Source organism: Bacteroides caecimuris, assembly GCF_001688725.2.
In the GTDB taxonomy this organism is placed as follows: domain Bacteria; phylum Bacteroidota; class Bacteroidia; order Bacteroidales; family Bacteroidaceae; genus Bacteroides; species Bacteroides caecimuris.
Genome location: NZ_CP015401.2, coordinates 568,036 through 584,944, shown reverse-complemented (window position 1 = coordinate 584,944; position 16,909 = coordinate 568,036). Strand labels below are relative to the sequence as shown.

Here is a 16,909-nt window from a genome sequence, read left to right as displayed (position 1 = left end):
TCCCACTGCTTCTACAGCCTTTTCTGTTGATTTCCAGTATAAATTCCGATGAATGCCGGATAAGAACCGGTGAAACTGACTATAAAGTATCTTACCTGATAAAGATAATTCTTAATACGAAGTTTGCAGATTACTTCTTTCCACCGCTATTTTGTTTTTCAATAATGTCATGCACCAAACTATTCATATACATTTCCAGATTTGTATACTGGCCATATTTATCTATCGTTTTTCCATTGCCATCAGAAGCATCATGAGGATTTAATCCGAATTTTCTCTCCCATGCATCAGGCATACCATCATTATCAGAATCAATCAAGGCACTTCTCTGTAAAAGAACTGGCCATGCGGAAACATTTTCCGAAGTATTTAACGAGAGCAAATCATCCTGACTATCTATCAATCCTGGTTTCGGATATCCTTCACTTTTCCAAATACCTCCTTCTCCATTATGAACATTCAAACCTTTATATCCAGCTGTTCTCGTACGTGTTTCCTTCACAATACGTGCATCCACATCATCTCGATGCAATGAACACCCCGCATAATCCAACACTTGTTTATAAGCATTGAAAGCAGAATGTGTCGTTACCGATGCAAATTCGTGAGGTTTGTCCAATCGAATCGAGTCTTTAGTTTTTTGCGTAACCACTTTCTTATAATTATTCGAAAATTGATTGTAAACTCCATATTCCCAATTATTAGCTGTAGCCTTTTGGTTGTTTTTATCATCTACCCCTCCATCTACAACGTTACCATCGATATAATACTTTCCCCACAGATATCCCCCATTCCTATTTTCTGTTGCATCTATAGCAAAAATCCGTCCACGTTTAGAACCTGTCACCGTTGCAGGACCTGGTTTATAATAATTGTTCACTATATTAATATTCATCCTTTCACCACCATACGAACTGTTCATACCCCAATTATAGATCACATTATTGCGAAAATCTACATAATCACCATCACATTCTCCATTCTTACGTACCTTAGCTCCTAATCCGAAACGGGGATTCCGGCTATCATGATGGGCTAATAGATTATGGTGATAAGAAGAGTGTTCGCCTCCCCAAATTCCTCCATATCCATGAGGACCTTTGGTATGTCCACCTAATCTAAGACTTTCAGAAATAATGCACCACTGCATAGTAAAATCATCATTTTCATAAAAAGAGGCACATTCATCTGTACACCAGCTGATAGAGCAATGGTCTATAATCACATTCCTTGCCCCTTTTCCTCCTAAAGCATCTGCACCGTCAGGATGCACACATTCTTTATTACCCATACGGAAACGTAAAAAACGGAGAATTACATTACTAGCATAATTTGTCACCGGATAACCCGCTATGCAAATACCGTTTCCCGGTGCAGTTTGTCCCGCAATAGTCAAATTCCCTTTCCGTATTTTTAGGTCTTTATGCAGAAATATTGTACCGGACACTTGAAAAATGATAGTACGAGGACCATCCAACTTTTCTATACCATAACGTAAAGTGCCAGGCATCCCATCATCTACTAAAGAAGTAACAATATACACTTCACCTCCACGTCCGCCTGTAGTCATACGTCCATATCCTTCTGCTCCGGGAAAAGCAGCCAACTCTCCAAAATCAAGAGTGTTACCAATACCAGAAGAGGCAAAAGCAGCCTCATTTCCGATCAGAGTTAATAAAACGGTTAAACAACGAAAGATCAAATTCATATTCATATTTTTATTTATGGAATAATACAAAAATACACCAAGCTTATTTATTGTATTCCTCCTTTATTCTGTTCCTCAACAATCTTTTGTACCAAGCTATTCATATACATCTCCAGATTTGTATATATTCCTTCCTCATCTACTGTTTTACCATTTCGGTCAGAAGCATCATTCGGATTCAAACCATACTTTTTTTCCCATTCATCAGGCATACCATCATTATCCGAATCCTTCAGAATAACACCTTGTACCAATTCAGGCCATGCTGAAGATTCTCCAACAGGAATCACATCATCCTGACTATCAATGATACCTTTCTTTGGATACCCCACGCTTTTCCAATCAATACCTTCAACAACTCCCTGACCATTGTGCTCGTTCATTCCTTGATAGTTCGCAGTCCCGGTACGAGTCTCCTGAACAATACGTTCATCCACTCTATCCCTGTGCAAAGAACAACCTGCATAATCCATAACACGCTCAAAAGCCGTACGGGCATCATGAGTGGTAACAGTACCTGTTTCTACAGGAGTGGTACGTCTAAGAGCTTTTTTTATACCTTCATCCAACGTTCCATACTTTTTATCAAACTGATTATAAACTCCGTACTCCCAGTTATCCTTTGTAGCCTTCATACAACGATCGTAATCAGCCGCACCATTCATTTGCCCATCATCCACCACATTTCCTTGGATAAAGAAATCTCCCCAAGTGTCAAAAATGGCCGGATATGATTTCTTATCCGAATCACTCACTTTTTTGTCAATGGCAATAATACGTCCACGTTTAGAAGTACCAGTAGGAGTGGCAGGCCCCGGCTTATAAAAATTATTCACAATATTTACATGCATGGCTTCTCCACCATAACAAGAGTTTCCACACCAGTTATAAATGACATTATTACGCATATCAACAATTTCATTCTCTTTGGTCGAATTAACTCCAGGACCTAGACGAGGATTACGGCTGTCATGATGTGCCAATAGATTATGGTGAAAAGAAGCTTTCATCCCTCCCCATATCCCACCATAACCATGAGGACCTTTTGTATGCCCGCCTAAACGCAGACTTTCAGAAATAAGACACCATTGCAGTGTAAAATTCTCATTTTGATAGAAAGAAACACATTCGTCAGTACACCAACTCATAGAACAATGATCAATCACTATATTCTTATGATACCGACCGCCAAAGGCGTCGGCTCCGTCTGCACTGACATCTTCTTTATTTCCCATTCGAAAACGCATAAAACGGACAATAACATTGTCTGCTTCCAAGAAAACCGGATAACCAGCCAAACAAATACCATCCCCCGGAGCCGTCTGTCCTGCAATGGTCAAATCTCCATTCTTAATCTTTAAATCACCGTTTAAATGAATAGTTCCGGATACCTGGAAAACAATTGTACGTTTTCCGCTTAGTTTCTCAATACCATAACGCAAAGTTCCGTTCTGTAATTTGTCCTCCAATGAAGTAACAATATATACATCGCCACCACGCCCACCGGTTGTGTAGCGTCCATGTCCTTCTGCCCCAGGAAAAGCTGGTATCTTTTCATCTTGAGTTTCTCCAGTCCCTTCAGGTTCTTTAGGCAATTCATTTGCGTCACCACCATCAGTACACGCCAGGATTCCAAAAGCAAATAAAATGGCTAAACACCATTTACTTGGAATTATATCCATTTTCATACATTATTAGATTAATTATTTGATTAATGAGAGCAAAAGTAGGTAGGATAAAGAAAAGTCTTGTTCAAATTTTGTTTTTCCAAATCATTGAAAATGATAAAACAAGGCCTTTTCAAGTTATCATGTGCATTTTTTGTTTCAACACTATTCTAAAAATGCCTGTCGGCTATTAAAAAACAAAAAATACTAGGTCAAAAACAAATATTGCACATAGCTATATTCACATTCATATACTTTTGTACCGAGGAATTAACTCTAAATATAAGTACGGAATTAAAAACAACAACCATTAATTAATAAACATGCAAAGAATGTCTAACAAAGTGAAAAACATGCGCAGTTGGCTGCTAATGCTATTTGCAGCGATATCGCTTGGCGTATCAGCGCAGACAATTACCGTAAAAGGTAATGTGAAAGACACAACAGGGGAACCGATCATTGGAGCTTCTGTAGTAGAAAAAGGGAATACTACCAATGGTACAATTACCGATTTAGATGGTAACTATTCTATCAAGGTTCCTTCAAAAGCAATCCTTACAATTTCTTATATCGGAATGAAAACTCAGGATATTGCTGTAAAAGGACAAAGTCAAATTAATGTCACTCTTTCCGATGACACACAAGCATTAGACGAAGTTGTGGTAATTGGTTACGGAACCGTTGCAAAAAAAGATTTGACTGGTTCCGTATCTTCCGTTAGTGCCAAACAGATAGCTGCCATTCCGGTATCTTCTGCATCAGAAGCATTACAGGGAAAAATGGCCGGTGTATCTATCACAACGACTGAAGGTTCTCCCGATGCAGACGTAAAAATCCGCGTACGTGGTGGCGGTTCTCTATCTCAAGACAATTCACCGCTTTATATTGTAGACGGATTTCCCGTATCAAGTATCTCTGATATTGCTCCAACAGATATTCAATCGGTAGATGTATTGAAAGATGCTTCTTCTACTGCTATTTATGGTGCCCGTGGTGCAAATGGTGTTATCATCATTACTACTAAATCTGGTCAGGAAGGTAAGGTGCAGGTAAACTTCGGTGCATCTTACGGTTTGCGCAAAGTGACCAAGATGGTCGATGTGCTCAATCCGTATGAGTTTGTGATGTGGCAACAAGAATTAGACCAAAAAAGTTTTAATTATGGCACCTTTGACGATCTGGAGATTTATAAATCATACACAGACACCGACTATCAAGGAGAAATATTTGGTCGCACCGGTAATCAACAACAATACAATATTAGTGTCAGTGGTGGAAACAAAGATACCAAATTCAATATCAGTTATTCACGTAACGACGAAAAAAGTATCATGTTGAACTCAGGTTTTGCCAAAGACAACATCAATGCTAAAATAAATACAAAAATCAACAAATGGCTAACATTTGACTTCAATGCCCGTTTATCCTATCAAAAAGTAAAAGGAACCGGAAGCGGTGCAGATGACAATCAATCAAGTGCAACCACTTCTGTAAATGCACGCTCTGTAGTATTTGCTCCTGTTGAAAAATTAATCAGTGGCGGCAGTGACGATGATGAAAACGTTAATAACGCACGTTATACGCCTATCGAGATATTGAACGCGACTTACAAACGCGTTAGCCGCTTCCAACAAAACTACAATGCCGGAGTGAACTGGGAACCCGTAAAAGGACTTAAATTCAGAAGCGAATTCGGATATGGATGGAAATACAATAATACTGACCAAGTATGGGGAGTGGAAGCTACAAACAACAGTAAATACGGAAATCCGGGAATGCCCCAAGCGTTATTAACCAAACTTATCAACAAGAACTGGAGAAACGCCAATACTGTTACATATAATAACGATAAAATGTTCAATTTGAACCACAGAATGAATGTCATGTTAGGTCATGAAGTATCCAGCAGCTACGACCACAAAACAACAATGACATCTGTAGGTTTCCCTAAAAACATGTCAATAAAAGAAGTACTTGCTAATATGGGACAAGGTCAGGCACTTCCCACAGATACATACATTGGCATCAAAGACAACTTGCTCTCTTTTTTCGGACGTATCAACTACACCATTAACGATAAATACCTGATGACCTTCACCATGCGTGCAGACGGCTCCAGCAAATTTGCCTCCGGCAATCAATGGGGATACTTCCCTTCATTGGCTTTAGCATGGCGTATATCCGACGAAGCTTTCATGAAAAACTCCCAAGAATGGCTTTCCAACTTAAAACTTCGTTTAAGCATCGGTACGGCAGGAAACAATCGGATTCCCTCCGGGTCGCTAGAAACAACTTACTCACTAGCAGGTTCGGGAGACAAACATATCTATTTCAACAATACAAGCAGCGTGGTTCTGCAAAGAGGTAAAAACTTGTCCAACCCGAACTTGAAATGGGAAACAACGCTCACTCGTAATATAGGTTTGGATTTCGGCTTCTGGAACGGACGCCTTTCTGGTAGCTTAGATGCATACTGGAACACGACCAAAGATTTGTTGATGCAAACTACCCTCCCCAAAGGAGCTGGTTATGAGTTCCAATATCAGAATTTCGGTCAAACCTCCAACAAAGGTATTGAGCTTGCTTTAGACGCTATCCTTGTCGACCAAAAAGATTTCGGTCTGAATTTCAACTTCAACATTTCTTATAATCAAGCTAAAATTGACAAACTGCCTACAAATAAAATCTGGCAAAGCAGTGGCTGGGGTGGCAGTCTCATCGCTGGTATCGATGATTTCCTAATTGAAGAAGGTGGAAGACTAGGTGAAGTATACGGTTATAAACTAGATGGTTTCTATACTACAGAAGACTTTACTTGGGATAATGGATGGAAACTTAAGGAAGGACGTGTCAATCCGACGGAATCGGGTATGAAAGTCAATAATTTCGGTCCTGGATCACCCAAACTGAAAGCAAATGCAGATGGTAAAATCGAGAAAGAACGCCTTGGAAATACAATCCCGAAAATAACCGGCGGTTTCGGTATCAATGCACGATATAAGAGCTTTGATTTAAATGCATTCTTTAACTATTCATTGGGAAACAAAATTATCAACGCTACCAAACTTGCTTCCGGATTCTATAGTGACACAAAAAAAGATTGGAATCTGAACAATGAATTCAACCTTAGCAAACGTTACACTTGGATTGACCCTGCCAACGGAATGGACATGACTTCCAAAAGCTATATCAACGAATTTGGAAGCGACTATGCTATCAACCGTCTAAATGAAATAAATGCCGGTGCCAGCATATTCAACCCTGCTTCCATCACACAGATTCCACTTTTGGACTGGGCTGTAGAAGACGGTGCCTTCCTGCGTGTCAACAATATTTCCATCGGTTACACATTGCCGAAAGTTTTCGTACAAAAACTACAAATGCAGAATGTGCGTATCTACTTTACAGGATACAACCTCTACTGCTTCACTAAATATTCCGGTGCCGACCCGGAAGTAGACACTTGTCGCAAAACACCTATGACTCCGGGCATAGACTATTCAGCCTATCCTAAAAGCCGTTCATTTGTAGGTGGTATAAATGTTACATTCTAAAACAGATACATATATGAAATCAATTATAAAATACATCATTGGAGGAATGGGGTTACTGAGCATCACCTCTTGCAGCGATTTCTTAGATCAAAGCTCTCCTTCCGAAATCAAAGGCGACATGGTTTTCAACTCGCTTACTTTTACAGAACAAAGTTTGAACAAAGTATATGCAGGGCTTACCCTCGACCACACTTATGGTGCCCGCATCCCTCTGAATTTCGGATTCAATACAGATATTGAACTAGTAGATGCCGACGTTAACAAACCGGCTTCTTTCACCGAATCCAGTGAACGCGCTTTAGGTAATTACAATGGAGAAAGCATCAGCGGTTCCTGGTCAAAACTGGATGACAATTGGAAAAACTGTTTCGCCATTATTGAGGACGCCAATCTTGTCGTAGAAGGAATCCGTTCCAGCGAGTTGTTCCAAGAAGGAAATCCGGCACGCAACAAGATGGCTAATTTCTTGGGTGAGGCACTCACCATCCGTGCCATGGTCTATTTTGACCTTGTAAAAAACTATGGAGACCTGCCAATGAAATTCGAAACGACCAAGGTAGACGGTTCCAATTTATATGTAGCCAAAAGCGACCGAGACGATATTATGGAACAATTGCTGAGCGACTTGGAAGAAGCTGCAAACTATCTCCCCTGGGCAGGCGAATCCGGCTATACGACCGAACATGCCACTGCAGGTTTTGCTCACGGCTTGTTCGCCCGCATCGCCCTTGCCAAAGCCGGCTACAGTATCCGCGAATCCTCCAAACCCGGCTACGAGACACTTGCCGGCTCTGACGGTACATACCCTACCCAACGTCCGGGAGAAGCAGAAAGAAAACTGTTGTATGAACGTGCACTGAAACATCTGACAGCTGTTATTGGAAGCGGTGTACACAAGTTAAATCCTTCGTATGCAGACCAATGGTTCCAAGTAAACCAGCGGAAATTGGACAATACTTATAAAGAAAACCTATACGAAGTAGCACACGGTCTGAATAAATCCGGAGAAATGGGATATACCATTGGCGTGAGAATCAGCGGTGTAAGCAGCTACTACGGTGCTAAAGGAAACTCAAGCGGAAAAGTGAAATTAACCGCTCCGTTCTTCTGGTCGTTCGACCACTCTGACCTGCGTCGTGACATCACATGTGCCACTTATGAACTCAAAGAAGAAAACGGGCACATCAAAGAGAATATGCAAAAAAACGCCCCATTCGGTATCTATGTAGCAAAATGGGACATCCGCAAAATGAACGACGAATGGCTGAATGCTGTCCGTGCGAGCGATGCAAAAATCGGATATGGCATCAACTGGATTGCAATGCGTTATTCCGACATACTATTAATGTATGCTGAAGTTATGAACGAACTGTATGGAGCTGATGCAGCCAATCCATTGGGGGGAACTGCCATGACAGCCCGTACCGCACTGACAGAAGTTCACAGCCGTGCGTTCGACAACAAAGCCAATGCACAAGCGTATGTAGCTGCTATCTCATCAGGTGACGATTTTTTCAACGCCATCGTGGATGAACGCGCATGGGAATTTGCCGGAGAATGTGTCCGCAAATATGACTTGATTCGTTGGGGATTACTCTCCAAGAAGATCGACCAATTCAAAGAAGACTACCGCCAACTCACTACCATAGCTCCCAAATACATCTTCTATAAGATGAAAGCCGATGATGAATATTCCATCGACATGAGTAGTATTTGCTGGTATGAATATCCCTCCTTTGTCAGCGAAATCAATAACGAATTGGATGTCAAGAATGCTATAAAGAATGCCGCAGATCCCAATTGGAAATACGTTCCGGGCTGGGGAACCTTCCCAAATGGAAAGATAGAGAAAGACGCAACTACAAAGCAAGAAGTGTTCAAAGAGGACGGAAGCACCTCCAACGACTCCAACCTTTCGGGATTAACAGACTATGTTAGCACAGGTCTGAACAAGACCGTAAAAAACAGGCATTTGATTCCACTAGGTAGTAAAACGATTTCAGAATCAAACGGAACATTAGCCAATTCATACGGATTCTAATTGATAAAAACGATTATTATGAAAATTAGTACAAATATACACACGCTATTAAGCATCATTTGCTTAACAGTTATTTCATTTTCGTCTTGCGACAAAAGTAATGACTGGAGTTCGGACGAACGATACAACCGCTTATTCCGCAGCAACAATCTTGCGGTTACTCCCCAAACATTCGAAGCAGAGGTTATTTGGAACGCAACTCCCAACACCGACTACTATATCATAGAGGTAAATAAAAACGAATTTACAAATGACGAACTGCAAGAAGGCTCTATCATCTACGGAGAAGACAAAGGCATTACAAGCAGCCCTTACAGTATCACAGGACTAGAAGAGCAAACGACGTATTACTTGCGTCTGCGTTCCTGTTCCGAATCTGCCCAACCGTCTAAATGGTGCACTTTGGAGGATGGCACTTTCACCACGAAGAGCGAACAAATTATCGAAAGTAGCAGCAACGTGACCAGCAAGAACGCCACCATCCACTGGACTGCAGGAGTGGACGTTACCCACTTCCTCATCGAATCTACCGAAGAGGAGACACGCCGCGACATCACCGCCAACGAGAAGAATGCAGGTCAAGCTACGTTGACAGGACTCAAAGCTGCCACCACTTACAAAGTTTCTATCTATAACAATCAGAAGTTGAGAGGAAACTGTAAATTTGAAACGACAGAAGACTTTCCGGAAGGATACACCATAGCCAACCTGAAAGAGGGCGATGACATTGATGCAGTTCTTGCCGAACAACAAGGAGATGTAGTGCTCGTCTTCCCTGCTGGAAGCACTTTCGAACGTACGGAAAAACTTAGTATTCCCGCATCGGTAAATGCAATTATCTTCTGGGGTGCCTCCGGTGGAGCACAGCCTAACTTCAAGCCCAAAGAAGTGACAGCCACAGAAAACACGACTTCTATCAAGTTTTATAACATGAACCTCTACAACAATGGCAAAGGCAGCGATTACATGATTAACCAAGATGCCATGACAACGGATGTAAACATTTCCTTCGATAAATGCAAGGTATCCAAAACTCGTGGTATATTGCGTGTGCAAGGCGGCGGTGTGGGATGCTCCATCAATCGTATAGAGTTTACTAATACTACCTTCAGTGAAATTGGTTCGTATGGTGTCATCAACATTAAAGACATGACGGGAAATCTGAATTCCATTCATATAAGTAAATGTACATTTAATGATGTAGCCGCCACCGATGGACCAACATTTACACTCACAGCACAAAATACAATGCATCCTATCACATTCAATATCGATCAATGTACATTCTATGCTTGTGATCAAAAAAGTGGAAAACACTTCATTGATGCAAACAAAGTGGAACTACACGATATCAGAATCACAAAATGCTTATTCGCCAACTGTGGTAGCAGCGATGCCAAAAACAAACTATGTAGCGTAAAGAGTATCGTTAAAGAAACTTCCGACAACTGGTATACCACCGATTGCGCATGGCACAGTGAGGCACAAGCGATGTGCACCGAATATAGCAAAACATCTGCCGAACTCTTTGAAGATCCTGAAAACGGTAATTTCAAAATTAAAGACGCTTTATTCAAGAACCGTGCAGGTGACCCACAATGGTTCAGTGAATAATATAGGTTTTACATAAAAAACATATAAAAAAGATAGGGCGAATGTATATTTGAATATATACACTCGCCCTACTTTTTTAATATATACTCCCAAGCAAATGAACGTTTACAAACAAAGCATATAAAATACACTTTGAGTTTGGAATATATGAATTGAGAAGTCCATAGGAATAGTCTCTTAAATCATTTATTTCCTAAAAATAGAATAAACAAAGAGATTGTTACTACGTATTACCGACCTATTTTTTCCTTATACTCAGTCGGTGTCATACCCACCTGCGCCTTAAAACATTTGCTAAAATAACGCGGGTCGTTGATTCCGACCATATATGAAATCTGCGTCATATTAAACTCTCCGGTTTCAATCAGTTGCGTAGCACGCTTGATGCGTATTTCTTTGATAAACTCAATAGGTGCCAGTCCTGTCAATGTCTTCAGCTTCTTGAAGAACACGGAACGACTGACAGCCAATTCACGTACCAAATCATCCACTACAAGGTCTCCATTATCCATGTTCTGCTCCATCAATTCCACCAGTTTATCCATAAATTTACGGTCATTTGGAGACATATCAGGAATAGTCGGTTGCTGTTGTGACTGTAGTTGCGTTTGCTCTTCTTCTCGCTCCGGCACTATCTTTCTTTCCTCTTCAGCCATAGCCTTTGTCAACGCAACTAATTCACCGGAAGTAACGGACATATTGATATGCATCAAGCTATCCCGATAGAAACTTTGCAGTTTCTTACGCTGCATCAACAGATTTTCCACACGGGCTTGCAGATAGGTAGCACTGAAAGGTTTTGTGATATAATCATCCGCACCATATTCCAATCCTTCCAGTTTACTTTCAATCGTAGTTTTGGCAGTAAGCAGGATAATAGGTATATGGCTGGTTGTCATATCCGCACGTAGTTCACGCGTCATTTCGATACCGTCTTTCTCGGGCATCATCACGTCACTGATAATAATATCCGGAAGATACTTCAATGCTTTATTCGCTCCTTCCCTACCATCGGCGGCTTCCACTACCCGGTACATCGGAGAAAATATACTACGCAAGAATTCACGTAACTCCTGATTATCTTCGACTAATAACATCAGTTCTTTGGAGTTTTCTTCTTTCGCAGCATCTTCCTCATAAACGGCTTCAATTTTCTCCGAATCATCGGGTATCAGCGTTTCAGACTGAATGGAAGAGTTGGCTATATCCACTACCTGCCCCATCCTTACCGGAGCATCCGCATCTTCCAGAATAAACTCGGTTTCCTTATCATAATGTTCTTTCCCTTTCAGGAAATCGACTTTGAAACAACTTCCTTCTCCCAAACGACTATCCACGGAGATAGTAGCCTTGTGCATCTCCACAAGCTCTTTCACCAATGAAAGTCCGATACCTGTACTAGCCTGATTGAAAAGATTCTTATCTACCAGATTCTCAAAACGGACAAACAGTGACTTCTTTTTGTTTTCCGCGATACCAATTCCCTGGTCTTGTACACCGATAGAAACTGTATTCTCATCTTCACGGATAAACATCGTTATCATCTTGCCATTCGGCGTATATTTAAATGCATTGGAAAGCAGATTGAATACAATCTTTTCCAGCTTATCGGCGTCCACCCAAAGATAAAGATGCTCCTTTTCCGTCTGAAACAGGAAATCAATCCGGTGCTCTTCGGCCACAGCCTCAAAATTATCCATCACCTTGCGCACGAAAGGAACGATGTCCACACGCTGTACCTGCATCTTCATCTTCTTGTTCTGAATCTTACGGAAGTCCAATATCTGATTGACAAGACGAAGCATACGGCTGGTGTTCCGTTCAACCACCACCAACTGTTCGCGGGCATCAGCCGGCAATTTATCATTCTTCAAGACCTGCTCTACCGGACCTGCTATCAGCGTAAGCGGAGTACGCAACTCATGGGATATATTCGTAAAGAAGCGCAGTTTTATATCCGAAATCTGCTGTTCGACCGACACTTCATGCTTCAACCGGTAAATGGTGAACAGGATATAAACGGCCACAAGAATAATAATCAGAATAAAAAGTATATAAAGCACGTATGCTATCGGCGTTTCCCAGAAAGAAGGCAGAATGACAATATCCAAGATACGTTCGTTATCCACCCACACACCATCGCTATTGGTAGAACGGACACGAAGTACATACTCTCCTTTCGGAAGATTCGTATAAGTCACGCTACGCTGTTTGTCGGCAAAGGTCCACTGTTTTTCAAATCCGTCGAGAATATAAGCATACTGTATATTTTGCGGATTGGTATAATCGAGTGCCGCGAAATGAACGGAGAAAATATTCTCTTTATGCGAAAGTACCAATTTATCAGCGTCGTCAATATCCACTTTCAACAATGAGTTGCCGCCGGGGGTAATGTCCTCATTAGCCACTGTCAGTTTGGAGAATACGATAGGCGGGATATAGCTGCTCTTACGAATAGAGTCAGGATTAAATATAAAGACTCCGCCGCTGGCACCGAAAAGCATACTTCCTTTAGCAGTTAATGCCGAAGCGGCTTCACTAAAACGTACAGGGAAAGTGATACTACGCTCGTCATAACTTTCAAAACGTTCTTCAGAGGGAATGAACTTACAAATTCCATTCTCCGTACTAATCCATAAATTCTGCTTACTATCTTCGCGGATGGAAAGCAGGACATCGGAAGGAAGACCATCCAATACGCAATATGACTTGAATTCTCCGTGACCGTTCTTACTGATAGATACCAGTTTGTTGAGTCCGCCGCCGAAAGTAGCCAGATAAAGTTCCTTTTTCTTGGTGGAGATAATCCAATGGACATCATTATTACTCAAACTTTGCGTATCATTCGGCATACGGGAGAAATGATAGAACTTCACATCCTCCGGTTTCTTAAAGTTCTCATCAAAAGCAACGGCCCCCGTAGTTGTTCCTACCCACAAGCGTCCGTTGTTATCGGAAGTGATGAAACGAGCTTTGTAACAAGGATCAATGGGATAACCTTTCAGGTTGTTCCGGTGATTGATAAACAATGTCTTTCCTGCTTCATTCTTCGTAATATAATTGATACCTCCGGCAAAAGTTGCCAGCCAGATACGCCCATAATGATCTTCATAGATGCAATATACATTATTATCGCTCAAACTGTACATATCATCTTCACGATGAAGATAACGGGTCAGCTTATAAGACATTCCGTTGGAAGAAGTCGGCTCGGCACGAACAAGACCGTCTCCTTTGGTCGCAATCCAGATGATTCCTTTTGAGTCCTGAATAACATGATAAACGGTGCCCGGCATGGGAGTACCGGTGGCAGAAATGGTGCCGTTTTCGGTAAGATAGCCTTTATATGTTTTGTCGGCATCATATATACGAAGTATACCGTCTTTCAAGCCAACCCACAAATTTCCCAGTTTATCTTCACACAGGGCACGCACCTCATTATGCAACGATTCGTGTTCATGAGGCATAGGGATTATCATCGTAAAAGGTACATTTCGATAAGTCACTTTCTCCAATCCTTTAGAGTGGGTACAAAGCCACAGATTACCTTGTTTGTCGGAAAAGGCTGAATGAATCTTATTGGAGAAACGCCAGTCACGGCTACCCAGTCCGTTATAGAAAGGAACCAAGCATTTCTTTTGAGGATCGAAGTAAGAAAAACCTCCTCCGTAAGGATGTACCCACAGATAACCGTTTACGTCTTCATGAATATGAAAAGCCGGACGGGAACGTTCGGGATTGCTGTATTCTATTGGAATTTGTTCACGGGTCACCACTCCGGTCGAGGGATTAAAATGAGCAACAACGCCCGGTTCTTCCTGTTCGAACCACACTTCTGAAGAACGGTCTACGTATGCAGAAAGGATCGGCTTTGCGGGTAACGCCTTACAAGTCAGGAACGAGTAATGTACGTTTGTTTTTGTTCGCAGATTGTAGGTAAAGAAACCATCCGAATCGGTAGTAATAACGGATACGTCCGGTGCAATGGGATGAATGGAGGTGATCTGTCCTTTTGTGGGAAGCTCGATCAACGTAAATTCTCCGCTTTCTTTCTGATAAGACCAGATGCGACCATGATCCGAGGCGAAGCAAATATCCTTATCACGTTCCTGCACAGCATAGAAAGCCTGATTCATTCCGCCAAACTTTCCTTTTGTTTCTGTAAAATAAGAATTCGGTTCTTTCTTTCCGGGACGGATTATCCCGAGACCGTTATCCGTCAGCAACCAGTCATTGCCGGCTTTATCCTGATGAACTTTGAATACATGTAAAGAAGGAAACAGTTCCGTCTTGCTGGAATAAATATCCCATGTCAAGCGATTATTCTCATCCGGATGCGTCAAGATACGGATGGCTCCGTCGTTTTCCGTTAGCAGCCAGACGGTTCCGTTGGGCATCACTTCAATGGTATGCACATTGAAAGCACTCCCCTCTTCTCCGGCAGCAGGCACTTGCTCGAAAGTCTCAGTCTTCGGGTCAAAACGATGGACACGGTTGTCATAGGTCAGCAACCACAGAAAGCCGTAACGATCTTCATACATACGGTCTACGCGGTTATTGGTCAGACTGATATAGTTTCTCTGACGGGCCTTGTATGTTTTAAAGGTATAACCGTTGAAACGGTTGATACCATCCCAGGTGGCAAACCAAAGGTTGTCTTTGTGATCCTGTAAGATGTTCATCACCGTATTTTGGGATAATCCATCTTCAGTAGAATAGTGGGTGAAAAAACAGTGCTGTTGCGCGTATGTTGAGAACGCAATAGCTAACAAAAGAATTATTGAAATTAAGGTTTTCTTCATCATATCACTCGGTTCTGTGCCGTAAAGATAGAAAAATACTTGTAGTTTCATGCAATCTTTAGCGGCTATTTAACAGAATCGGGCCAACATGACTTATGTCTCTATTTTTTTTAAAATATTCGGCAATGCGGCTATCATGTAAAAAGGAAGGTTAATAAGTTTGAAATGTTTTCCCTCATTAGTAGTAACTTGGTCTATAGCATAATTTCTCGACCAGATTCGAACTGCCAAATCATGCTCCGTTTCATTCATAAACTGATGAATGGATTTTAAGTGGGCATTGTGTCCGTTTTTCACTTCAATTGGAATGATTTTCCCGCCATATATGTATACAAAGTCCACTTCAGCAGAACTTCCCCTTTTAGCACGTACCCAAAACTTTTGCTTCTTACCTACTTCGTTGGAAAGAGCTTTTAATTCCTGCGCAACGATTTGTTCGGCAGCCATACCTCTCCATGTATCTGTCAAATCTTTACTGAGAAGATATTCTTTTTGTATTTCAGCCGCATAATTTACTAGTCCTGTATCCAGCCAGATCAATTTAGGAGCGCGTTTCAAATCTGTGGTAGCTGGCATTATCGTATGAGTGGTAGGATATACTAACTCCAGCAACAATGCTTTTTCCAGAGTACGGAAAGCTTCGCCCGTTTCACGGGCTTTGTAAGCGGACTGTGCAAATCCTCCTAAAGTGACAGCTTGCCCTGCATATCCCCAACCTTCATCCAGTATGTAACGAATCACCGCAGCTTGCGTGTTTGTCTCCGCATACTTTTCCACATCATTCTTGTAGGCATTTAGCAGTTGATTGTAAGTATCGGACAAAGATACAACATCCCGGTTGGCAGCATACCTCGCTACAATTTCGGGCATCCCGCCTATCAGTGCATAACTATTAAAAAGTAGCATTAATTGTTGATGGAAAGCCTCCGGCAAACGTGCTTCCAAAATCCAATCTACAAACCGTCCCTCTCCTATTGCCTGAAGAAACTCAATAAAGGAACACGGATGCAAAGCCATATACTCCACCCGTCCTACAGGCAACGAGACATGTTTGTCCAACATATTTTCCAGAAGAGAACCTGCTGCAATAACATACAACTCCGGCAATTCCTCGTAAAAGTACCGCAACAATGCAACAGCTTGTGGCGACGACTGTATCTCGTCGATAAAAAGCAGGGTTCGTCCCGGTCTCTGCGGCTTATTATCATACAAAAACAATAAAGGCAGCAACATCTTTACATCATCAGTAGACTCAAACAAATCCTTTGCCTCTTTCTTTTCAAGGTTTAAAGACAGGAAATTATCAAATTCTTTGCCAAACTGCTCAACAATAGTGGTCTTCCCTACTTGGCGGGCTCCTCTCAATATCAGAGGTTTTCTATTATTTTTCTCTGCCCACTCATGCAACTGCTTCTGTATCCTTCGTTCAAACATATCGTAATTTGCTTATTTACAGTTACAAATATACAAATTTGTTTCATTATAGGGGTGAATTCACCATTTTTTTGTTTCATTGCAGGGGT

7 protein-coding genes are annotated in these 16,909 nt (G+C 41.6%); 3 read left to right on the top strand and 4 right to left on the bottom strand.

Translation table 11 applies throughout. The annotated features are described in order from the left end of the window. Positions 1-130: 130 nt before the first annotated feature. Positions 131-1,708, bottom strand: a complete 1,578-nt coding sequence (locus tag A4V03_RS02185; protein WP_065540245.1) for a pectate lyase family protein — start codon at positions 1,706-1,708, stop codon at positions 131-133. A gap of 47 nt (positions 1,709-1,755) precedes the next feature. Then, positions 1,756-3,396, bottom strand: coding sequence for a pectate lyase (locus A4V03_RS02180; RefSeq protein ID WP_065537782.1), 1,641 nt, complete (start codon positions 3,394-3,396; stop codon positions 1,756-1,758). A 311-nt stretch (positions 3,397-3,707) separates the two neighbouring features. Here A4V03_RS02180 and A4V03_RS02175 point away from each other — a divergent pair, with 311 nt between their 5' ends. Genes A4V03_RS02175 through A4V03_RS02165 form a run of 3 tightly spaced genes read left to right on the top strand, consistent with a single transcriptional unit; the run spans position 3,708 to position 10,584 of the window. After that, the gene (locus A4V03_RS02175) at positions 3,708-6,929 is read left to right on the top strand and encodes a SusC/RagA family TonB-linked outer membrane protein (RefSeq protein WP_084081097.1); all 3,222 of its coding nucleotides are present in this window, start codon (positions 3,708-3,710) and stop codon (positions 6,927-6,929) included. Between the two features lie 13 nt (positions 6,930-6,942). Then, complete coding sequence (locus A4V03_RS02170) at positions 6,943-8,970, top strand: RagB/SusD family nutrient uptake outer membrane protein (RefSeq protein ID WP_065540244.1); 2,028 nt, start codon at positions 6,943-6,945, stop codon at positions 8,968-8,970. An 18-nt stretch (positions 8,971-8,988) separates the two neighbouring features. Further along, positions 8,989-10,584: a fibronectin type III domain-containing protein gene (locus tag A4V03_RS02165; RefSeq protein ID WP_065540243.1), complete on the top strand. Its 1,596-nt coding sequence runs from the start codon at positions 8,989-8,991 to the stop codon at positions 10,582-10,584. A 230-nt stretch (positions 10,585-10,814) separates the two neighbouring features. On the opposite strand, the gene A4V03_RS02160 is transcribed toward A4V03_RS02165, so the two are convergent. Then, positions 10,815-15,389: a hybrid sensor histidine kinase/response regulator transcription factor gene (locus A4V03_RS02160; RefSeq protein ID WP_065540242.1), complete on the bottom strand. Its 4,575-nt coding sequence runs from the start codon at positions 15,387-15,389 to the stop codon at positions 10,815-10,817. A gap of 90 nt (positions 15,390-15,479) precedes the next feature. Further along, on the bottom strand, positions 15,480-16,820 hold the full coding sequence (locus A4V03_RS02155; RefSeq protein WP_065537780.1) for an ATP-binding protein: 1,341 nt from the start codon (positions 16,818-16,820) through the stop codon (positions 15,480-15,482). Positions 16,821-16,909 lie beyond the last annotated feature (89 nt).